18 protein-coding genes are annotated in these 20,968 nt (G+C 70.9%); 7 read left to right on the forward strand and 11 right to left on the reverse strand.

What is annotated here, in order from left to right; translation table 11 throughout:
• Positions 1–77: 77 nt before the first annotated feature.
• Both EHO50_RS12815 and EHO50_RS12820 read right to left on the reverse strand, forming a co-directional pair.
• Positions 78–794 (reverse strand): class F sortase, encoded by a 717-nt coding sequence (locus EHO50_RS12815; protein WP_128430012.1) that lies wholly within the window; start codon positions 792–794, stop codon positions 78–80.
• Positions 795–910: 116 nt separating this feature from the next.
• A complete protein-coding gene (locus EHO50_RS12820) occupies positions 911–1,765 on the reverse strand; it encodes a hypothetical protein (protein WP_128430013.1) in 855 nt (284 codons plus the stop codon).
• A gap of 225 nt (positions 1,766–1,990) precedes the next feature.
• On the opposite strand from EHO50_RS12820, the gene EHO50_RS12825 reads away from it, so the two are divergent.
• Positions 1,991–3,103 (forward strand): acyltransferase family protein, encoded by a 1,113-nt coding sequence (locus tag EHO50_RS12825; protein ID WP_128430014.1) that lies wholly within the window; start codon positions 1,991–1,993, stop codon positions 3,101–3,103.
• 8 nt (positions 3,104–3,111) lie between these two features.
• On the opposite strand, the gene EHO50_RS12830 is transcribed toward EHO50_RS12825, so the two are convergent.
• The 3 genes from EHO50_RS12830 to EHO50_RS12840 form a co-directional block, all read right to left on the reverse strand.
• Positions 3,112–3,708 (reverse strand): TetR/AcrR family transcriptional regulator, encoded by a 597-nt coding sequence (locus tag EHO50_RS12830; protein ID WP_128430015.1) that lies wholly within the window; start codon positions 3,706–3,708, stop codon positions 3,112–3,114.
• Between the two features lie 19 nt (positions 3,709–3,727).
• Positions 3,728–5,791: a galactose-binding domain-containing protein gene (locus EHO50_RS12835; protein ID WP_128430016.1), complete on the reverse strand. Its 2,064-nt coding sequence runs from the start codon at positions 5,789–5,791 to the stop codon at positions 3,728–3,730.
• 154 nt (positions 5,792–5,945) lie between these two features.
• Entirely contained in the window at positions 5,946–6,722 is a 777-nt protein-coding gene (locus EHO50_RS12840; RefSeq protein WP_128430017.1) for a class I SAM-dependent methyltransferase, read from the reverse strand.
• A 165-nt stretch (positions 6,723–6,887) separates the two neighbouring features.
• Between EHO50_RS12840 and EHO50_RS12845 the strand changes: the two genes are divergently transcribed.
• Entirely contained in the window at positions 6,888–7,589 is a 702-nt protein-coding gene (locus tag EHO50_RS12845; protein ID WP_128430018.1) for a CPBP family intramembrane glutamic endopeptidase, read from the forward strand.
• Positions 7,590–7,593: 4 nt separating this feature from the next.
• On the opposite strand, the gene lpdA is transcribed toward EHO50_RS12845, so the two are convergent.
• The 4 genes from lpdA to EHO50_RS12865 form a co-directional block, all read right to left on the reverse strand.
• Positions 7,594–9,006 (reverse strand): dihydrolipoyl dehydrogenase, encoded by a 1,413-nt coding sequence (gene lpdA / locus EHO50_RS12850; protein WP_128430019.1) that lies wholly within the window; start codon positions 9,004–9,006, stop codon positions 7,594–7,596.
• Between the two features lie 155 nt (positions 9,007–9,161).
• Positions 9,162–10,049 (reverse strand): SCO2400 family protein, encoded by an 888-nt coding sequence (locus tag EHO50_RS43980; protein WP_425472164.1) that lies wholly within the window; start codon positions 10,047–10,049, stop codon positions 9,162–9,164.
• 129 nt (positions 10,050–10,178) lie between these two features.
• A complete protein-coding gene (locus tag EHO50_RS12860) occupies positions 10,179–13,403 on the reverse strand; it encodes an amidohydrolase family protein (RefSeq protein WP_128430020.1) in 3,225 nt (1,074 codons plus the stop codon).
• Positions 13,404–13,522: 119 nt separating this feature from the next.
• Positions 13,523–14,113, reverse strand: coding sequence for a hypothetical protein (locus tag EHO50_RS12865; RefSeq protein WP_128430021.1), 591 nt, complete (start codon positions 14,111–14,113; stop codon positions 13,523–13,525).
• A 156-nt stretch (positions 14,114–14,269) separates the two neighbouring features.
• Here EHO50_RS12865 and EHO50_RS12870 point away from each other — a divergent pair, with 156 nt between their 5' ends.
• Entirely contained in the window at positions 14,270–15,508 is a 1,239-nt protein-coding gene (locus EHO50_RS12870) for a sensor histidine kinase (protein ID WP_128430022.1), read from the forward strand.
• On the forward strand, positions 15,505–16,107 hold the full coding sequence (locus tag EHO50_RS12875) for a response regulator transcription factor (RefSeq protein WP_128430023.1): 603 nt from the start codon (positions 15,505–15,507) through the stop codon (positions 16,105–16,107). Before EHO50_RS12870 ends, EHO50_RS12875 begins: the two co-directional genes overlap by 4 nt.
• Positions 16,108–16,194: 87 nt before the next feature.
• On the opposite strand, the gene EHO50_RS12880 is transcribed toward EHO50_RS12875, so the two are convergent.
• Positions 16,195–16,626, reverse strand: a complete 432-nt coding sequence (locus EHO50_RS12880; RefSeq protein WP_128430024.1) for a helix-turn-helix domain-containing protein — start codon at positions 16,624–16,626, stop codon at positions 16,195–16,197.
• Positions 16,627–16,700: 74 nt separating this feature from the next.
• On the opposite strand from EHO50_RS12880, the gene EHO50_RS12885 reads away from it, so the two are divergent.
• The 3 genes from EHO50_RS12885 to EHO50_RS12895 all read left to right on the forward strand — a co-directional run bounded on the left by EHO50_RS12885 (position 16,701) and on the right by EHO50_RS12895 (position 19,434).
• Complete coding sequence (locus EHO50_RS12885) at positions 16,701–17,552, forward strand: class I SAM-dependent methyltransferase (protein WP_128430025.1); 852 nt, start codon at positions 16,701–16,703, stop codon at positions 17,550–17,552.
• Positions 17,553–17,641: 89 nt separating this feature from the next.
• Entirely contained in the window at positions 17,642–18,352 is a 711-nt protein-coding gene (locus tag EHO50_RS12890) for a ThuA domain-containing protein (protein ID WP_128430026.1), read from the forward strand.
• Positions 18,322–19,434: a Gfo/Idh/MocA family protein gene (locus tag EHO50_RS12895; RefSeq protein ID WP_128430027.1), complete on the forward strand. Its 1,113-nt coding sequence runs from the start codon at positions 18,322–18,324 to the stop codon at positions 19,432–19,434. The genes EHO50_RS12890 and EHO50_RS12895 overlap by 31 nt, the downstream gene beginning before the upstream one ends.
• 40 nt (positions 19,435–19,474) lie before the next feature.
• On the opposite strand, the gene EHO50_RS12900 is transcribed toward EHO50_RS12895, so the two are convergent.
• Entirely contained in the window at positions 19,475–20,953 is a 1,479-nt protein-coding gene (locus EHO50_RS12900) for a glutamate-cysteine ligase family protein (RefSeq protein ID WP_128430028.1), read from the reverse strand.
• Positions 20,954–20,968 lie beyond the last annotated feature (15 nt).

Raw genomic sequence — 20,968 nt, forward strand, 5'->3', positions numbered from 1 at the left:
TTCAGTCACCGGAACTGGTCGCAGTCACTGTAAGACACGAGGTCTGCGCGGAGTGCCGCGGTGCGGGACAAGGCTGTTCAGACGAGGTGGGCGAAGACCACCAGGTTCGCGGTGTAGTCCCTGACCTGCCGGTCGTAGTCCCCGGCGCAGGTGATGAGCCGGACCTGGGCCCGCGGGGTGTCGCCGTACACACGCCGGCTGGGGAAGTCGTCCTTGTCGAACATCTCCACGCTGTCGATCACGAAGGACGCCCTGCGCCCGTCGGCCCTCGCGATCTGGAAGCGGTCCCCCTTCTCCAGCTCGCTCAGGTTCGCGAACACCGCGGCGGACGTCGCCGTGTCCACGTGCCCGGCGACGATCGACGTGCCCGCCTCACCGGGGGACGCGCCCTTGGCGTACCAGCCGACGAGGTTGGTGTCGTGGGCCGGTGGGGGCTGGAGCTGGCCCGAACTGCCGATGGCGAGGTCGGTGAAGGGGGCGTCGACGGAGATCTTGGGGATGAGCAGCCGGGTCGGCCGGGACCGGGGCAGGTGCTTGCCCGCATGTCGGGAGGCGGGCGAGGACGACTCGTCCGCCGGTGGGGCGTGCGGTTCGACCACGGGTGGTGCGTGCGGCGCGAAGCGGGCTTCGGGCGCCTCGTCCCGGCCGCCCGGCAGGGTCACCATCAGCACCATGACGGCGATCGCGCTCCAGAACAGCACCGCGGCTGCGCGCCTTATCCGCCGTGAGGCCACGGAACCGGCATCGCAGAGGGCCGGGTCGGCATCGGGGGAAGAGGAACGGCCGGCGGCCATCGGGCACCACCTCACTCGGGCACGGCAGCGGACACAACAGGCGGGAGGTCGAGCGGGGCCGCCGCGACGCGCGGCGCACGTGCGGCGGCCACAGCGGTTATGTGGTCAGGCATGGGTCAGGCCACGGTTCCCGATGCCTTCTTGCGACGCAGCGTGTACAGGCCGGTGCCGGCGACCGCCAGCGCGGCGAGCCCAGCGGTGGTGACACCCGGCGAGGCGAGGCCGCCGCCTCCGGTGTGCATCCCTCCGTGCGGCTTGCCGTGGTCGTCACCCCAGGAGTCCTTGCCGTGGTCACCGCCCCACGAGTCCTTCTCGTGGTCGTCTTCCTTCCAGGACCCCTTGTCGTGGTCGCCGCCCCAGGAGTCGCCGTCGTCCTTGCTCCGGTAGCTGTCCGGGTCGTGCTTGGGGTCCTTGGCGCCGCCCCAGTCGTCGTCGTTGTTCACGGCGGCCAGTGCTCCACCCCCGGTATGCACCCCGCCACGAGGCTCCTCGTGCTTGCTCTCCTCGTCGTGCTTACCGCCGTCCTCGTGCTTGCCCCCGTCGTCGTGCTTGCCTTCCTTGTCGGGCTTGGGGTCCTTGGACCCGCTCCAGTCGTGGTCCTCGTCGGTCACGGCGGCCAGCGCTCCGCCACCCGTGTGCACCCCGCCGCGAGGGTCCTCGTGCTTGCTCTCCTCGTCGTGCTTACCGCCGTCCTCGTGCTTACCGCCGTCGTCGTGCTTGCCTTCCTTGTCGGGCTTGGGGTCCTTGGACCCGCCCCAGTCGTGGTCCTCGTCGGTGACGGCGGTCAGCGCTCCGCCACCCGTGTGCATCCCGCCGCGAGGCTCGTCGTGCTTGCCCTTCTTGTCGTGCTCCTTGCTGTAGGAATTGTCTTCGTGGTCCCAGTCACCCGCCGTAACGGCGTAGGCTGCGGGTGCGATCGCCAGTGCGGCCGTGGCCGTCGCGGTGGCGAGCAGCATGCGGACAGAGCGCATAGGTGAATCCTTCCGTCACGGCCTGGGCGGCTGACGCTTCATCACCACTGGAGCCAGACCTTGACGTGATCCACCGTCAGCCATTCCCTCCGGTCGCACCATTCAGGGCGTTCACACGGGTTACGAGCACACCCCGACGGCCGTATGCCGCCACCCCCCTCCCAGTGGAAAAGCCGCTTTGACCTGCGGAGGTTTACGTCGCCCGGAAGTGGTGAGACGCGGGGGATGTCTCAGCACACCGTCGCAGCCGCTACTCCCGAAAGACGCGCCACGCCGCTGTCACCTGCGTCTTCGAAGCAGCGGGACGACTTCTTCGACAACGCCAAATACGCGGCGATCGTGCTGGTGGCTGTGGGCCATGCGTGGGAACCGCTGCGGGACGGCAGCCGGACCGTCAGCGCGCTGTACATGCTCGTGTACGCCTTCCACATGCCGGCCTTCATCGTCGTCTCGGGATACTTCTCCCGCGGCTTCGACGGCCGCCCGGAACGTCTCAAACGCCTGGTGACCGGTCTCGTCGTCCCGTACGTCGTCTTCGAGACGGCGTACACCCTGTTCACCCGGTGGACCGACCAAGAGCCGGACCGCCCGATCAGCCTGCTGGACCCGCTGTATCTGACGTGGTTCCTGGCGGCGCTGTTCCTGTGGCGGCTGACCACCCCGCTGTGGCAGCGGGTGCGCCTGCCGGTGCCGCTCGCGCTCGTCGTGGCGATGCTGGCCACCCTCTCGCCGTCCATCGGCAACGACCTCGACCTTCAGCGCGCCCTGCAGTTCCTGCCGTACTTCGTGCTGGGTCTGTCCCTGAAGCCGGAGCACTTCCGGCTGGTCCGCCGCCGCTCGGTGCGGATCGCGGCGGTGCCCGTGTTCGCGTGCGCGTTCGTCGTGGCGTACTGGGCCGTGCCACGGATGACCGGCGGCTGGTTCTACCACCGTGACAGCGCCGAGGAACTGGGCGCGCCCCCCTGGACCGGGGTCGTGATGACACCGCTCCTGTTCGTCTGCTCGCTGGTCCTGGTGGCCTGCTTCCTCGCCTGGGTGCCCGGGCGGCGGATGTGGTGCACCGTGCTGGGTGCGGGGACGCTGTACGGCTATCTGCTGCACGGCTTCGTCGCCCAGGGCGCCAAGTTCTGGGGCTGGTACGACCCCGCCTGGGTACAGCGCCCGCTCGGCGCGGTCGTCGTCACCGTCGTCGCCGCCGTGGTCGTGACCCTGCTGTGCACACCGCCCGTCCGGCGCGTCCTGCGCTTCGTGGTGGAGCCGGACATGAGGTGGCTCTTCCGGCGGGACGCGCCGGGTACGGCGGAACCGGGCCGCGATCGGGCCGCCGTACGCGGATGACCTCCGCGTCAGCTCTCGTGTACCAGCCCGGCGATGTGTGCGATGACCGTGTCGAGGATGTCGTTCCAGGCCGCCTCGTCGCCGAGCACGAGGAAGTTGAGGGTCAGCCCGTCGGTCATGGCGGCCAGGTAGCGGGCCAGGACGGGGACGGGCACCTGGAGCCGGAGGCCCATGGTGTGGCGCAGCTGGTCGATGAGCTCGGCGTAGGTGTCGGCGTAGAGCTCGTACTGCCGTCGGGCCAGATGCTCGAAGCCGGGCTGGCGCAGGGCGTACTGGGTCAGCTCGTAGGTGAGCATGTGCTCGTCCGGGTGGGCGCGCACATGGTCCCAGTACGCCTGGAAGCCGGCCCGGACGGTTTCCTCCAGGGTGGCTCTGGGGCGGATGGCCTCCTTCACGACCGTCACGTAGTGCTCGGTGATGGTCGTGATGACGGACTCGATCAGCTCCTGCTTGGAGTCGAAGCAGTAGTGGAAGACGCTCAGCGAGACGCCTGCCTCGGCGGCGATGGACCGGGTCGTCGTCCTGGGGACGCCGTCCCGGGTCATCGCCCTGATCGCCGCTTCGGTGAGCTGTCGCCGCCGCTCGGCGGACGGCAACCGTGCCATGGAGCCCCTCTCGTGGGTGTCAGTTGCTGTGGACGCCGACCTCGTAGAGGGAGTAGCCCCAGTCGGTGCCGCGGTCCAGCCCCTGGATGCGTACATACCTGGCCGGGGTGCCGGTGAACCTGGCCGTGTCCAGGCCGCCGTCGCCGGATGTCGTGGACCAAGCGGTCCGCCAGTTCACGCCGTCGGTGGAGAGCTCGATGCGGTACGCCTTGCCGTACGCGCGCTCCCAGTCGAGGGTGATCCGCTTGACCAGGTGCGTGGAGCCGAGGTCGACCTTGTACCACTGGTCGTCGTTCCAGTCGCTGGCCCAGCGGGTGCCGCCGTCGCTGTCGACGGCCCGGTTCGGCTGGTAGCTCGTGAACAGGCTCCACTCCGAGGAGCTCGCCGATGTGGTCGTGCCGCTCGCGAGGTTCACGCCGGCCTGGTGGGTCTCGGAGGCGGCCCAGGTGTCGAGGTAGGACTCGGCGCCCCGGAAGAGGTCGTCGACCACGTCCTGGCCGCCGACCCGGCGGATGTCCTCGATCCAGTCCGGGACGAGGCCGTAGTGGGCGGCGCCGTCGGTGTTCAGGTCCCAGGTGCGCTCGCCGGTGGTCTGACGGTCGATGACGGAGCCGCCGTCGACGCTCTTGAAGGGGTACGTGACCTTGTTCGGGGCGTCCGCTCCGCGCGGTCCCGGCCAGCCGCCGACGCCGTTCATGTCGGTGCCGTAGCCGTAGCCCACGCCGTACTTGTCGCGCAGGGCCTCTGTGCGCTTCGCCTCCGCGATGAAGCCCTCGGAGCCGTGCATGTACTGGGCGACGAAGCCGCCGAGGCCATAGACCCGTTCGGTCCAGTCCAGGTCCATCCAGCTGTGCGAGGAGAGGACGCCGGGGTAGGACGCGGACTCGAAGATGTCGAGCACCCGGCCGGTGGCCTTGACGCTCATGTGGTCGATCTCCAGCATCATCTTGCGTTTCATCATGCCGCGCACGGCGTACTCGCCGAGCTCGGTGAGCCCTCGGACGTTGCACTGGGCGTCGGCGCTGTACGAGGGGACCTCCTCGCCCGCCGGGAGCTTCTCCTCGGCTGCGGCCGCCGTCGCGTTGCCGATGGGGTTGTCGTGCTGCGGGCCCGTGCACTTCTCGGTCTTCCAGTAGGTGCCGGTCGACAGGAACTGCCCGACGTTGATGGCCGTTCCGAGTGAGCCCGAGTCGAAGCGGACCCCGCACAGCGCGTTGTCGAACTTGTGGCACAGGAACATGCTGCGCACGCCCAGCGCGTACAGCTCGTCCAGGCCCTTGTCGATGTCGGCCTTGCTGCACTGCGCGATGTCCAGGATCTGCTTGCAGCCGAAGGGCTCCGAGGTCTCGACCCCGAGGATGACCGCCAGCTTCCCCTGCTCGATGACCTGCCGGGCCTGGGCGCTGTCGGTGACGATCCGGAACCAGCCCTTTCCGGTGCCGCCGTACATCTTGTCGATGAAGGCCTGCATGTCGTACGTCAGCTTGGCCTGCAGCCGGATGGACGTCATCTCGTCGCAGCTGCGGTCCTTGAAGAAGTACACGGAGCAGATGACGCCGTTGGTGACGAGGTCGTTGACGAGCACGCGCTGGCCGCCGCGCCAGGCCCGCTCCACCCAGGCGTAGTAGTTCTGCTGGTGGGTCAGCGAGTCGTGGGCGGGCCAGTCCTTGAAGGTGGGCCAGCCGACCGGGTCGTGCTTGCCGTCACCGCCGTTGGTGATGAAGTCGAAGACCGCGAGCGAGCCGTCGGGGTAGTGCTCGGGGCAATCCTTGAGGGCGTCGGCGACGCCCTGCTCAGAGAACGGCTTTCCGCAGATCAGACGGCCGCCGAAGGCCTCGTTGGAGAAGATGTGGTCGTGCGCGTCCACGAAGCCGCGCACCTCGCCCTTGGCGTCGGTGCCGGTGAAGGGCTCCCCCATGACATTGATCTGAGAGTCCGGCGCGGGCCGTGCGGTCGGGTTCCACCAGTCGGTTCCGGCCGCCGAACTCGGTGTGGGACCGAGCGCGATGGACAGGACAAGCAGGAGGAGCGACACAACGGTGACGTTCTTGCGTCTGCGGTACGGGCGTCCGGCACTGGTCACAGCCCTGGTCCCTCGGTCGGCGGGATGGCGGGGTCGGCTTGTCATGACCTCGCAAGATGTGCGACGAGGATGGCCACTACCGCTGTACGAGTCAAGAGTCCGGGACAGATGACCTACTGCGCGGTAGTGATTGAACTGTTGACGGGGAGTCGGTTCACGCCGTGTGGGTGACCCGGATCTTGGACTGGCCGTGCGGGAGCTTCTCCCAGTCCGCCATGAAGCGGGCCCGCAGGCCGTGCTTCTCCGCCAGCGCCAGCAGGGTCTCGGTGCGGTAGTAGAAGTCCTCCCGCAGGACGTGGTGTTCCTCGCCCTCGGTGCGGTCGAAGGTGAAGTCGAACCAGCCGCCGGGTGCCAGTACCCGGCCGACGTTGGCCAGGCACTCCTCGATGACCGTCAGCGGCGAGTGCGAGAACACGCTGTGCGCGTGCACCACGTCGAAGTGGGCGTCGGGCAGGAACCGCAGCGTCAGGTCACGCACCGGGGTCAGCGTGGGGAGTCGCTGCTGCAGGCCCATCTCCACGACGGTGTCCTGCGCGGCGAAGAGGATGTCGGGTGAGATGTCGATGCCGTAGTAGTTGCCGGGGTCGAGGTGGCGGATGAACCGCCAGCCGCCCCGCAGGTTGCCGCACCCGATCTCCAGCATCCGGTGCTCGGGGCGCAGCCCGTGGCCGAGCAGGTAGTCGAACTGCATCGCCCCGAGGGCCAGCCACCGCTCACGGCTGTGGCTGCCGACCGCCGCGTCCGGGTCGGCCCGGGTGTCGGAGCGCATCACGGCGCGGTAGTAGGAGACGTGGTCCGGGTGCCGGCGGCGCAGCCACATGTCCCGGGCGGTGCGGGCCAGATGGCGGGGCACGCGGTCGGGGTGACGCAGGGCGTAGGCGAGTCGGTGGCCGAGGGCCGCGCGGTTGGCGGTGAGGTTCTTGGCCGGCATGTGGATCGTGCCTCCCTGGGGGCGGGTACCACCGAGGATGCTCAACCCGGGGGCGCGGCGCCACAGACGGGGGCCGGCGGACATGACAGTTCGTCATCGGTTACCGCGTCCGCTGTGCGGTTCGACCGGGGCGACAGGACCACGAGGGGGGATGCTGGAAGCCGGATGCCGATCGTATGTGCTCTCGCCGTTCTCGCCGCCGCGAACCTGCTCAACAACTGGCTCGCGCGGAGCCCCGCCCTGTACGTGGTCATCTGCGTGGCCGCGACGGCGGTCCTGCTGCTGATCGCCCGCTGGGACGGTCTCACCCTCGCCGAACTGGGGCTCGACGCGGCGGCGATGCGTCGGGGACTGCGGTGGGCTCCCGTCCTGGTCGGAGTCGTTCTCCTCGTCCTGCTGCTGCTCCTTGCCGTGCCGGCCGGGCGCGAGGCGTTCCGGGACGCCAGGGCGGCGGACCTGTCCCTGGGACGGATGCTGTGGGGAGCGCTGGTGCGGGTGCCCTTCGGGACCGTGCTGCTGGAGGAGACGGCCTTCCGTGGCGTGCTGTGGGCCATGATCAGGCGGCGGCGCGGCACGGCCTGGGCCACCGGCGTGTCGTCGCTGCTGTTCGGGTTCTGGCACCTGATGCCGTCCCGCGGGATCAACCGCTCCAACGCCGCGGTCGGCTCCGTCTTCGGCGACGGCCCGGCCGGCGTGGCACCGACCGTGGCCGTGGCGATCGCCGCCACGGCCGTCGCCGGGGTCGTGTTGTGCGAGCTGCGGCGCCGCTCCGGCAGCCTGTTGGCGCCCATGGCCCTGCACTGGGCCGTCAACAGCCTCGGTTACGCGTTCGCCTGGGCGGCGGCCCGCTGGTGGCTCGACAGCTGAACCGTCAGAAATTGATCATGTGACCGGCGAGGCCGTGCACCGCTTCCTTGACCGCCTCGCCGAGGGTCGGGTGGGCGTGGACGTTGCGGGCGACCTCGTGGACGGTCAGGTCCCACTGCTGGGCCAGGGTCAGCTCGGGCAGCAGCTCGGTGACGTCGGGGCCGATGAGGTGGCCGCCCAGGAGTTCGCCGTACTTGGCGTCGCTGATCAGCTTGACGAAGCCGGTCGCGTCGCCGAGGCCGTGCGACTTGCCGTTCGCGGTGAAGGGGAACTTGGCCACCTTGACGTCGTGGCCGAGCTCGCGGGCCTGTGCCTCGGTGTAGCCGAAGCTGGCGATCTGCGGCTGGCAGTAGGTGGCGCGCGGGATCATCACATAGTCCAGCTCCATCGTCTCGGCGTCCGCGATGGTCTCGGCGGCGATGATGCCCATCGCCTCGGCGGCGTGCGCGAGCATCAACTTCGCCGTGACATCGCCGATGGCGAAGATGTGCGGGACCGAAGTGCGGCAGCGGGCGTCGACGTCGATCGCGCCGCGCTCGGTGACGGTCACGCCGGTCTTGTCCAGGCCGTAGCCCTCGACGTTCGGCTGGAAGCCGATCGCCTGGAGCACCTTGTCGGCCTCCAGGACCTGCTGGGCGCCGTCCTTGCCGGTGACGGTGACGCGCACCTGCTCGCCGGACTCGTCGACGGTGTCGACGCGCGTGGAGGTCAGCACGTCGATGCCCAACCGGCGGTACTGCTTGGCGAGTTCGGCGGAGACCTCGGCGTCCTCCAGCGGGGCCATCCGGTCCAGGAACTCGACGATGGTGACCTTCACGCCGTAGTTGTGAAGGACGTAGGCGAACTCGACGCCGATCGCGCCGGCGCCTGCGATGACGATCGACCCGGGCAGTTCCTCGGCCAGGATCTGCTCCTCGAACGTGACCACGCGCGCGCTGCGCCGGGTGCCCGGAAGCAGCTTGGGCGTGGCGCCGGTGGCGATGATGCAGTGCTCGAAGCCGATGGTGCGGGTCTCGCCGTCGTAGCCGGCCACCTGGAGGGTGTGCGGGTCGAGGAAGGTGCCGCGGCCGTCGATCTCGGTGATCTTGTTCTTCTTCATCAGGTAGTGGACGCCCTTGACCCGGCCGTCGGCGACCTTGCGGCTGCGGCGGAACGCCTCGCCGAAGTCGAAGGTGACCTGCCCGTCCACCTTGATGCCGAAGGTCTTCGCCTCGCGCGTGAAGATGTGCGCCAGCTCGGCGTTGCGCAGCAGCGCCTTGCTGGGGATACAGCCCACGTTCAGACAGACGCCGCCCCAGTACTTCTCCTCCACGACCGCCACCCGCTTGCCCAGCTGGGCGGCGCGGATGGCGGCGACATAGCCGCCGGGGCCCGCTCCGAGGACCACGACATCGAAGCGCTCGTCCTGCTCGACCATGGGGACTGTTCCTTCCTGAGGGTGACGTCCTGCTCTGCTGGTGCCGTGCGCTGCCAGGGTCTGGCATACGGCTTCTTCCAGCATGACCGCATCCACGAAGTTGTGTGGGGATGTGGGAGCGTGACGACGATCTCAGGTGGCGAGTGCTCCGGCGGTCAGCCGAGGCACACGAGGTTGAGCACGCAGAGCTGCGCCGGTGAGGTCTCCTCAGGTGCGGGGCTCGCCGGTGACGTGGACGTTCCGGTGTCCGAGCCGGTGCCCGAGCCCTCGGTTGCCGTGGGCGTCGGAGTCTGCTGCTGCTCGGCCGCCGTACCGCTGCTGTCGTCGGAGTCGGCTCCTGCGGGGGCCGGGGGGACGGTCTGCGTCTGCGGGACCCCGGTCGCCGCGGGGCTCGGAGTGGAGGCCACGTCCGGTCGGGTGAACTGCCGCGTGGTGTGCGGCGCGGTGACGGGCACCCGCGCGGCGTTGGTCGGGGACGGCTTCGAAGTGGACTCGGAGGTGCTCGGGGCTTCGCGGGTGTCCCGCGGAGTGGACGCCGGACGGGTGAGCTCCGTGGCCTGCTGCTCCGCGGCCGTGTTCGGATTCTCCGGCGCGGTGGCCGCCAGGGCCTTGTCGGAGGACCCGCGATCCATCGCCGAGACGGTCAGGCCGCCTCCGACGAGGGCTACGGCGGTCGCGACGACGGCCCGGCGCTGGTTCTTCTTCCAGCGGGCCCGCTGGCGACGCCGCGCCGCCCGGCCCTGCGGGGCGGCGGGGACGCCGTCCAGATCGGCAGGGACACCGTCCAGGTCGGCGGCCGGGGCGATGGGCGCCGTCTCGTCCATGCCGGCGGCCGGCGCCGCCTCGTCCCGGAAATAGCCGTCGTACCAGGTGTCGTCGGCGGGGGCCTGCCACGCCGTCGCCCCGGTCGCCGCCGCACCCGGCAGGGTCGACACGGGGGGACCCGCTACCGCGGAGGGAGCGATGTCCGGGGCGTAGGCGCCGCACCCGGGGCACACGAGGGCCCCGTTGAGATGCCGTCGGCACGAGGAGCAGTAGTCCATCTGCGGTCTTTCCGTTAGCGCGCGGGATCGAACGGGCTGAACGCTAACGAGGCTTTGGACAGGCTGTGTGCAGCCCAAGTGATGCTCCTGCGCAGATGTCCCAGGAAGTGTGTGTGAACCATGACCCGCTCAGAGTTCACAGCACCCCTCGCGGCGCATACGGCGGCTCACCTCCAGCCACTCCTCGGCGGCCCGCCGCTCTGTGGCGGCGTCGGAGGCGTCGGAGGCGTCGAACTCGTCGACCAGGTCCGCCTGTTCGAAGAGGACGCCGCCGCGAAGGACCGCCACCGTGCGGATGAGTGTGGCGAAGTCGGTGAACGGGTCGCCGTCCACGACCGTGAGATCGGCGAGCTTGCCCTCCTGCACCGTGCCCAGGTCGGCGTCGGCACCGAAGACACGCGCGGGCAGCACTGTGGCGGTGCGCAGTGCCTCGGCCGGTGACAGTCCGGCGCGGTGCAGGGCGCGCAGGGCCAGGTGCAGGTGCAGCCCGACCGGGACGATCGGCTGGTCGGTGCCGAGCGCGACCAGGCCGCCGCCCGCGAGGATCCGCCGGTAGACGTCCATCTCCCGCCCCAGCGTGGCCAGTTGGGCGTCGGTGGGCGGCTGGCCGGCCTGCTGGCGGACGAGCGCGGTGTCCCACGGCGGCATGAGCGCGGTGACGCGCGGGTCGTCCGCCAGCGCGGGGTCGGCGCCGAGCAGGGCAAGCGCGGTGAACGGGGTGGCGACGAGGTGGAAGTCGGTGGCCGTGTAGATCTCCTCGACGTCCTGGTAGGCGCGCCCCGTCGCGGAGGTGGCGTGCCCGAACTCCAGGCGCTGCGTGGCCTGCAAGTGGGTCGTCACATCCTGGCCCAGTTGCACACCCGGGCTGCACAGATGGCTGCCGCTACGCACCCCGAGCCGCTGGTGCCCGAAGTCCGCGGCCTCCTTCATCACCCACCCCGGGGCCCGTACGTACGTCTTCACGAAGTCCCAGTCCAGCGCGGCCCCGCGCGCCAGCGAGCGGTGCAGGCCCTCGCGGGTGCGGTGGGCACGGCCCATGCTGTAGGCGACTCGCGCCCCGTCGAGGAGTTCGCCGGTGGTCAGCAGCCGGGGTCCGGCGAGAGCACCGGCGGCGACCGCCTCCCGGATGCGGGCCTGCTCGTAGGCGAAGCCGCCCAGCGAGACGGCCGTCGTGATGCCGTACGCGAGTTGCAGCGCGCTCTGGCGGCCGCCGTACGTGGTCTGCCAGGGGTGGGTGTGCGCGTCCCACAGGCCCGGGATCACGGTGCGGTCGCTCGCGTCGACGCGGTGTGCGACGGCGCGACCGGTGCGGTGCGGGGACACCTCCGCGACACGCCCGTCGCGGATCACGACGTCGATGTCCTCGCGGACGTCCGGACCGGTTCCGTCCCAGAAGCGGCCCGCGTGCACGACCGTGTCCGCCGGGCGCGGTCTGCGGTAGTCCAGCGGGACGCGGACGGTACGGGTTTTGGCACTGCCGACGTCGATCAGACGCAGGGTGCCCGCGGAGAGGTAGAGCAGGGTGCGGGCGTCGGCGGACCAGGACGGGTGGTCGGCGGGTTCGGTGGTGAGCCGGCGGGGCTCGCCGTCCGGGGTGCCGTCGGCCCGTACGGGCAGCAGCCACAGCGCCGACTCGGCGATTACGGCCATCCAGCGGCCGTCCGGGGACCAGACGGGGCCGGAGTCGTAGCGGTCGGAGAGCGAGGTGTGGGGGGCGAGGGCGTGCAGGGTGGCTGTCGCGGTGGTCGTGTCGACGACGCGGATGAGGTTGTAGCCCTCGCGGAAGCGCTGGTTGAGGCGGTTGCGGTCGCACAGTGCCAGGTAGCGGCCGTCGGGCGACCAGCTGGGGCGGCCGGGCAGCCCGCCCGCGCCGAGCGGTGCTGCGAGGACGCGTTCGGTTCCGTCGGGCAGGTCACGCACCACGAGGTTGCCGGACATGTCGAGGCAGGCCAGTCGCGTCCCGTCGGGCGACAGGGAGGGGAAGACCCGGCCGCCCTCGGCGAGCACGGTCTCCTCGCCGGAGCCGAGGTCACGGCGTCGTACGGCGAACAGTCCGTCGCGGTCGTCGGCGTACACCAGCGCCGTACCGTCGGGCGTCCAGGTCGGGGCCAACACATAGCGGGTGGTGGGGACTTGCAGGATCTTGCGGGGTGTGCGGCCTCCTGTCGTGCCGGCGGTCCACAGCGCGTTGAGCGCGGCGAAGGCGACACTGCGGCCGTCCGGTGACAGGGCGGGCAGGTGCAGCGCGCGGACGGGGCGGATGCCGGCGCCGTCGAAGTCGTACGCCTTTGCGCGGTAGCGAGGGCGGTTCACGGGGAGCGCGGCCGTGAACGGGATCTCCTCGGCGCTGCCCGGCGCGTCCGGATCGACCAGGCGGAAGTGTCCGTCGACCGTGAGGAGCAGCCGCTCACCGTCCGCCCAGCGGGGCGGCGCGGGGAGGAGATCGCCCTCTACGGCGACCTGTTTCCCGTCCACCACAAGCGTGCAGGAGGCCGCGGGTGAGGCCGTGGTGCGCAGGTGGGCGAGGCGCCCCGCCGGTGAGACGGCGGGGGTCATGAGTTGGGCGCCGGAGTCGTCGGTGTGCTCGGTGGTGACCGGGCCCGTACCGTCGGCGGCCACCGACGCGATGGTGGTCGCGCGCAGAGTGCCCGTCGCGGTGACGGCGGCCCGCACGAAAAGCACCCGCTCCCCGTCGGGCGACCACGCCGGGTCGAAGTCCTCCCATCGGGCATCCCGCTCGGGGCCCTGCTGTTCCGCGCCCTGCTGTCCGGGGCTCTGCTGTCCGGGGCGCCCGGTGAGCCGGGTCAGCGCGCCGGTGCGCACGTCCACGACCCAGATGCGGTACGGGGCGCCGGTCACGGTGTCGCCGCCGCGCTCGGAGGCGAACGCGATGCGGGTACCGTCGGGCGACCAGGCGGGGCCCCGGTCGTCCCACGGTCCGTCGGTGAGCTGCCGCAGGCCGGACCCGTCGGGCCGCAGTGTCCAGAGGTGGAAGCCTCCGCCGCGGTAGGCGCACACGACGAGACGGCTGCCGTCGGGCGAGAACTGCGGGCGCGTGGGTTCGAGTCCGGGCGGGGTGAGCGGGACGGCGGTGCCGCCCTTGCGCGGGACGGACCAGAGCACGTTCTGGATCTCGGCGACCAGCCGGTCACCGGACGGGGCGAGGGTCGCGGAACCGCCGGTGGCGGCGGTGAAGGAGAGGGTGGTGGCCGCACCGGAGGCGGCGGTCGCGAGCGGCGTACCGGCGGTGGCGAGAGCAGTGGTGGAGACGGTTGCGGTGGCGGTGGCCCGGAGGAATCTGCGGCGGGAGAGCGGGCCGAGAGGGAAGGGGGCGGCGGTGTCTTCGGTGTCCAAGAGGGCTCCCAGTGCGCGGAGTTGGCGGGTCGGACGGGAGAGACCACTGGTGGCAACGTACGGGGCGAAGCCCGGTTACGGCTCCCGTCCCGGCGTTTCTCGGCCGTTCTTCGTGCCGGCTAGACCAGAAAGAGCAGTTGGACGGCGACGAGTACGTCGATGACGCCGCACCACTCGGCGAACGTACGGGAGACGACCTTGTCGAGCCTCAGGTGCACGAAGTCCCATATGCCGTGGCAGAACCAGCCGGCTGCCAGCAGATAGCGGCCCAGGTCCGGATCCGCCGTCAGGCCGGCCAGCGCGAGCCCGCAGAAGAGGAGCGCGCCCACGGCCTGCACCCCGAACGCGGCCCGTCCGTGCGGCGTTCCGCGGACGGCTCCCCAGGCCAGGAGGACGAACGACAGGGCGATGAGGACCGTCGAGGGGGCGATCACGTCCTGGAAGGGGAGGGCGAACACGGCCACCAGGCCGGCCCCGAGCACCGGCCAGGTGGCCTGCGGCTTCCCGATCTGGTTGACGAGCAGATAGATCAGGGGCAGCAACGGCAGGGTCTCGCCGAAGCCGCCGACCGCGTCGGCCACGTCCTCGGAGCCGGACGCGATCACGTTGAGGGTGACGACCACGAGAGCGAGGGCCGTGGGCCAGCGCCGCCTGAGCACGGCGGCCGGGTGCGGGCGGCCCGCCGTCGGGTGAGTGTGGGGTGCCTGCATGACGGCTCTCCTTCGGTACCGGGGCGGGGTATCCGCCGACACCTCCAGACTGGGCCGTGGCGAAGTCCGCCAGTAGTGCCGAACCCCCATGCGCAGGCGTGGAGTTGTCACGTCCTCGCATGACATTTGTCATGCGGCCTGGGCCACAATGACCGGATGGGGGACGGATCGATCGATCACGGGGCGGCGGGGCTGACGAGTCTGCGTCGCTACACGTGGTGGACCGTGCCGGGCATGACCGCGTGTGTCCTGGCCGTCTTCGTCGGCGAGTGGGTCCTCGACGGCGACGTCCCGCTGTGGGCCCGCGTCCCGGCCGCCGCCGCGCTGACGGTCGAGGTGTGGGCGAGCGTCGTACTGCTGAGCCGGCGACTGGCGCTCCTGCCGGTGACCGACACGCACCCCGGCGGACCGCCCGCGGGCCTGCTGATCCCCGCCGCAGGGGCCGGAGTTGTGCTGGCGGCACTCCCCCTCGCCCTGCGCGACTACGGGCTGTGGCCGGTCGCGCCCGCCCTGGTGGTCGCGATCCTCGCGACGTACCTCCCACCGCACCGCAGACGCCTGCTGATCGCGGGCGCCGTGGCCCTCGCACCGCTGCCCGGGGGCCTGGTCAGCCTGGTCGAGAAGGACGGTGAGTTGGCGTACGCCGCGCTGTTCCCCGCCGGGCTGGTCGCCTTCACGGCTTGGGTGACGCTCGGCCCTCTGTGGGCCTGGGACACGGCACGGCGACTTGACGAGGCGCGGCGACTGGAGGCGGAGCTGGCGGTCAAGGAGGAGCGGCTGCGGTTCGCCGCCGACCTGCACGACATCCAAGGCCATCACCTCCAAGTGATCGCGCTGAAGGGCGAGTTGGCGGCTCGGCTCGTCGAGCTGGACCCGGCGCGTGCCGCCGCGGAGTTGAAGGAGATACGGCGGCTGGCGGCGGACGCCCTCAGCGACACCCGGGCCGTGGTGCAGGGGTACCGTCGAACGACGCTGGAGGACGAGATCACCAACGCGACGCGGGTGCTGGCCGCCGCCGACATCGACGCGCGGATGGCCGTCGACCCCGGTGCCGCGGCCACCCGCCTCACGGACTCCGCCCGCCACCTCCTCGGTCTGGTGATGCGGGAGGCCACCACCAACGCGCTCCGGCACAGCCGGGCCGGGCACGCCGAGGTCGACTACCGGATCGCGGGCGGTTTCGCCCACCTGCGGGTGAGCAACGACGGCGCCGAGGAGCATCCCGCCGCCCTGGAGGGCACGGGCCTGCGCACCCTCGCCGAACGGCTGGAGGCGGCCGGCGGCGAGCTGACCTGGAATCGCGACGGTGACCGCTTCGAGGTCGCGGCCGCGCTGCCCACCAACTCGGCGAACCCATCGCAATCGCCGAACCCCGAGGACGGAGCATCCCGATGATCCGCCTGCTGATCGCCGACGACGAGGACCTGCTCAGAAGCGCGCTGGCCGCCCTGCTCGCGCTGGAGCCGGACCTCACCGTCGTCGCCGAGGCGGCCACCTCCACCGAGGCGGTACGGCTGGCCCGTGAGCACCGCCCCGACATCGCCGTCCTCGATCTGGAGATGCCGCCCACCGACGGGCTGCGCGCCGCCGAGGAGATCCGGGCCGAACTGCCCACGCAGATCGTCATGGTGACGCGGCACGCCCGGCCCGCGGTGCTGCGCCGGGCGCTGGCCGCAGGCGTACGCGGCTTCGTCCCCAAGACGACCCAAGCGGCCCGACTGGCCGAGATCATCCGCGATATCGCCGACGGGCGCCGCTACGTCGACCCGGACATCGCGGCCTCCGCACTGACCGAGGACGACTGCCCCCTCACCGACCGTGAGCTGGAGGTCCTGCGTGCCGCCCGCACCGGCGCGTCGATCGCCGAGATCGCCACCGAGGTCCACCTCGCCCCCGGCACAGTCCGCAACTACCTCTCCGCGGCCATGTCCAAGCTGGGCACCCCGACCCGCCATGCGGCCGCGCACCGGGCCTGGGAGCAGGGCTGGATCTGAGCCGCTCCTGACCAGATCCAGGCAGGAACCAGGCCAGAACCAAGCCGGAACCAGGCCAGATCTAACGCCTCTCCCCCACCGGAGGTTTCACGGCGGCCCCGGAGCCCGCTTCCTCGGCACCGCTACAGCGCCGGCCGCGGCGGCCGCGAGGAGGCGGCGGAAGGTGGGGCATTCCATGTGGCTCGGCGCCGGGCAGGCCGCGGCGTGGCGCAGGGAGTCCCGCAGGACGCCCAGTTCGCGGATCCTTCGGTCCAGCTCCTCCGCCTTGGTCGAGAGCATCTCCCGGTCGATGCGCGGCCGCCCGTCCGGAGCGAACATGTGCGCGATCTCGTCGAGCGAGAAGCCGGCGGTCCGGCCCATCGCGATCAGCGCCAGGCGCTCCAGCACGCCCGGATCGTACTGGCGGCGCAGCCCCCGTCTGCCGGTGGCGGCGATCAGCCCTTTTTCCTCGTAGTACCGCAGCGTCGAGGCGGGTACCCCGGCACGGCGCGCCACCTCGGCGATGTCCAGTTGCGTCATCCGCTTGACCTCAAGTCGACTTGAAGTAGCACGCTGTCATCAAGGCCCGAGGAACGCAAGCACGGGAGACGATCATGGACATTGAGCGCAGGATCGACGACGAGCAGGCGGCCCGTTGGAACGGCCCCGGCGGACATGCCTGGGTCGATGCACAGGCCGTGTTGGACGAGGTGCTCAGGCCCTTCGAGGATCTCCTCGTCGAAGCGGTGGCCGCCGAGCACGCGGAACACGTGCTCGATGTCGGCTGTGGCAGCGGCGGCACCACGGTGGCCGTCGCGCGACGGCTTGGTCCGGCGGGTCGCTGCGTGGGCGTGGACATTTCCGAACCGATGATCACCGCCGCCCGGGCGCGCGCCGAGCGGGAGGGCACCCCGGTGTCCTTCATCCGCGCCGACGCACAGGAGCACGTCTTCGAACCCGCCGCCTTCGACCTCGTCATCTCGCGCTTCGGCGTCATGTTCTTCAACGATCCCGTCCGGGCCTTCGCGAACCTTCGGCGGGCCGCCAGGGACGGGGCCGGGCTCCGGTTCGTCGCCTGGCGAAGCCCCGAGGAGAATCCGTTCATGACGACCGCCGAGCGCGCCGCGGCACCGATCCTGCCGAACCTCCCCGCGCGCCGGTCGGACGGGCCGGGACAGTTCGGGCTCGCGGACTCGGACCGGGTCCGCCGCATCCTGGAGGAGAGCGGGTGGTCCGGGATCGACATCCGGCCGATCGACGTGACCTGCACGCTGCCCGAGCGGGAGCTGGTCGGCTACTTCACCCGGCTCGGCCCCGTCGGTCAGGTGCTGCCCGACGCGGACGAGCAGACCCGCGCAAAGGTCGTCGAAACGGTGCGCGCCGCGTTCGAACCGTATGTGCGGGGCTCGGAAGTCCGCTTCACCGCGGCCTGTTGGACGGTCGGCGCCAAGGCGAAACTTTCGTGATCTCGGCGCCCCTTCCTGTGCGCGGGGCGCCCGGCGCATAGTGAGGGAGCGGTTCTAGGGGTCGGCCACGGGAACGGTGATTCAACGAGATGACGCGGAAGAACGCCTTGGTGGTCCGAGGTGGATGGGAGGGGCATCAGCCGGTCGCGGCCACGGAGCTGTTCCTGCCCTTCCTGCGCGGCCACGGATACGCCGTCCGGATCGAGGAGTCGACCGAGGTCTACGCCGACAGCGCCGAGATGGCCGGCACCGATCTCGTGGTGCAGTGCGTCACGATGTCGCAGATCACCGCCGAACAGCTGGCGGGACTGAGCGCGGCGGTCGTGGCCGGCACCGGCTTCACCGGCTGGCACGGCGGCATCGCCGACTCCTTCCGCGCCTCCTCCGACTATCTGCACCTGGTGGGAGGGCAGTTCGCGACCCACCCGGGCAAGGAGCCGTGTGAACGCCAGGGGGTCCAGGAGGACAACTACCTGCCGCACGTCGTCAACATCACGGAGCTGGGCCGCGAGCACCCGATCACGGCGGGCATCGAGGACTTCGAGCTGCACACCGAGCAGTACTGGGTGCTCCACGACGACCTGATCGACGTGCTGGCCACCACCACCCACCCCGCCCGGCCGTGGCAGCCCTGGCACCGGCCGGTCACGTCACCGGCGGTCTGGACCCGGCGCTGGGGTGCCGGGCGCGTCGTGGTGTCGACACCGGGACACAGCCTGGACGTGCTGGAGAACCCGAACGTACGCACCGTCATCGAGAGGGGCATGCTGTGGGCGACGCGCACCGCATCGGCGTCGTAGGGCTCGGGGTCATCTCCCGCGCGTACCTGGACACGCTCGTCGGACATCCCACCGTGCGCGTCACCGCGGTCGCCGACCTCGACGCCTCCCGGTCGGCCGCGGTCGCCGCCGAACTGCCCGGCGTCCGGGCGCTGACCGTCGAGGAGTTGCTGAGCAGCCCCGACGTGGACACGGTGCTGAACCTGACCGTCCCTGCGGCCCACGCGGAGATCGCCCTCGGCGCCATCGGCCACGGCAAGAACGTCTACGGCGAGAAGCCGCTGGCCGCCGACTTCGCCGACGCGCACGCCGTGCTGGAGGCCGCCGCGAAGGCCGGGGTCGGGGTGGGATGCGCGCCGGACACCGTCCTGGGCACCGGCATCCAGACGGCTCGGGCGGCCGTGGAGGCGGGGAGCATCGGACGCCCCCAGTTCGCGTCGGCGGTGATGGTCACGCCGGGGCACGAACGCTGGCATCCCCACCCCGACTTCTACTACACCGCCGGGGGTGGCCCGCTGCTGGACATGGGGCCGTACTATCTCGCGTCCCTGATCCACCTGCTCGGTCCGGTGCGTGCCGTGATCGGGGCGGGCGGGCGGCTGCGCGGCGAGCGCGTCATCGGTTCCGGGCCGCGTGCGGGCGAGCGGATACCGGTCGAGGTCGACACTCATGTCTCCGGTGTGCTCGAGCACGTGGGTGGGACGCTGACCACGATCACGACGAGCTTCGACGGCGTGGCCACCACAGCCGCGCCGATCGAGGTCCACGGCGACGCGGGCACCCTCGCGGTCCCGGATCCGAACCGCTTCGACGGTGAGGTACGGCTCTTCGAACTCGGCGCCCCGCAGTGGCGCGCGCTCCCGCCCTCGGCTGGCTACGTCGACGGCGCGCGGGGCGTCGGTCTGCTCGACTTCGTTTCCGCCGACGGACAGCGGGCGCCGCGTGCGAACGGCGAACTCGCCCTGCATGTGCTGGAGACGATGAGTGCCCTGCTCCGCTCGTCGGCCGAGGGACGGCGCGTCGAGCTGACCACCTCGGCACAGCCGCCCGTTCCCGTTCCGCTCACGGCTGCGCAGGACTGGAGGGGGCCCGACGCCGACTGACGCGCGCCGCAGTGCATGCAGTGCGTGCAGTGCGCCCAGGTCAGTCCACGGGCCAGGTGTGCGCGGGTGCGTTCAGGTGCATGTAGTCCATGTACGTCGTGGTCATCTGCCGCAGTGCCTCACGCCGGTCCGTGGTACCGCCCTTCTCCAGGTGGTGGACCATCTCCGCCTGCCACAGGGCGCCGTTGCGAGCGGTGACACAGCGCTGCTCGATGATGCCCAGCAGGGGTTCGCGCCAGGCCGCGTCGATGCCGGCCAGCTCCAGACCCCGATGGGCCAGGGGCAGCAGTCGCCGCAACACCAGTTCCGTGACCGGCACTTCGCCCATGCCGGGCCAGTACAGGCGGGCGTCGATGCCGTCGCGGGCGGCGGTGTGGAGGTTCTCCTCGGCGACCGAGAAGGACATCCGCGTCCACACCGGCCGGTCCTCGTCGACCAGGGCGCGGGTCAGGCCGTAGTAGAAGGCGCCGTTGGCGATGATGTCGGCCACCGTGGGGCCGGCGGGCAGGACCCGGTTCTCGATGCGCAGATGCGGCCCGCTGCCGGTGACGGCATAGATGGGGCGGTTCCAGCGGTAGATCGTGCCGTTGTGCAGCGTCAGTTCGCCCAGTTGCGGAATGCCCCCGTGGTCGAGCATCTCCTGCGGGTCCTCGTCCTCGCACAGTGGCAGCAGCGCCGGGTAGTAGCGCACGTTCTCCTCGAACAGGTCGAAGACGCTGGTGATCCACCGCTCTCCGAACCACACCCGAGGCCGTACGCCCTGGGCCTTGATCTCCTGCGGGCGGGTGTCGGTGGCCTGCTCGAACAGCGGGATACGGGTCTCGCGCCACAGCTCCTTGCCGAAGAGGAAGGGCGAGTTCGCGGCCAGGGCGATCTGTACGCCCACGACGGCCTGTGCCGCGTTCCAGTAGTCCGCGAACTCCTTCGGTGAGACCTGGAGGTGGAACTGGGTACTGGTGCACGCGGCCTCGGGGGTGATGGTGTCGGCGTAGGTCGACAGGCGCTCCACGCCGTCCACCGTGATCCGCAGGTCCTCGCCCCGGGCCGCGAAGATCTGCTCGTTGAGCAGCCGGTAGCGCGGATCGCCGGACAGGGCGGTCTCGCCCACGTCCGCCTCCCCCAGGGTCGGCAGGATGCCGACCATGATCAGGTGCGCGCCCACGGCCGAGGCGCGTTCCTCGGCGTGGTTGAGTGCGTCGCGGATCGCCTGCTCCCAGGCGCCGGGGCCACCCGCCGTCAGTTGCCGGGGCGGAATGTTGATCTCCAGGTTGAAGCGGCCCAGCTCGCTCGACCAGGCGGGATCGGCGATCGCCCGGAGAACGTCGGTGTTGCGCATCGCCGGCAGCCCGTCGGCGTCCACCAGATTGAGCTCGATCTCCAGCCCGACCTGGGGGCGCTCGCTCTCGAACGTCGACTCGCGCAGCATCTGCGCCAGCACATCGAGGCAGGTGTGCATCTTCTCCCGGTACCGGCGGCGATCCTCCCGCGTGAACACCAGGGCCGGCACGTCACGTCCCATCGTGCCCTCCCGAGT

The organism is Streptomyces cyaneus (assembly GCF_004028635.1).
GTDB classification, from domain to species: Bacteria; Actinomycetota; Actinomycetes; order Streptomycetales; family Streptomycetaceae; genus Streptomyces; species Streptomyces cyaneus.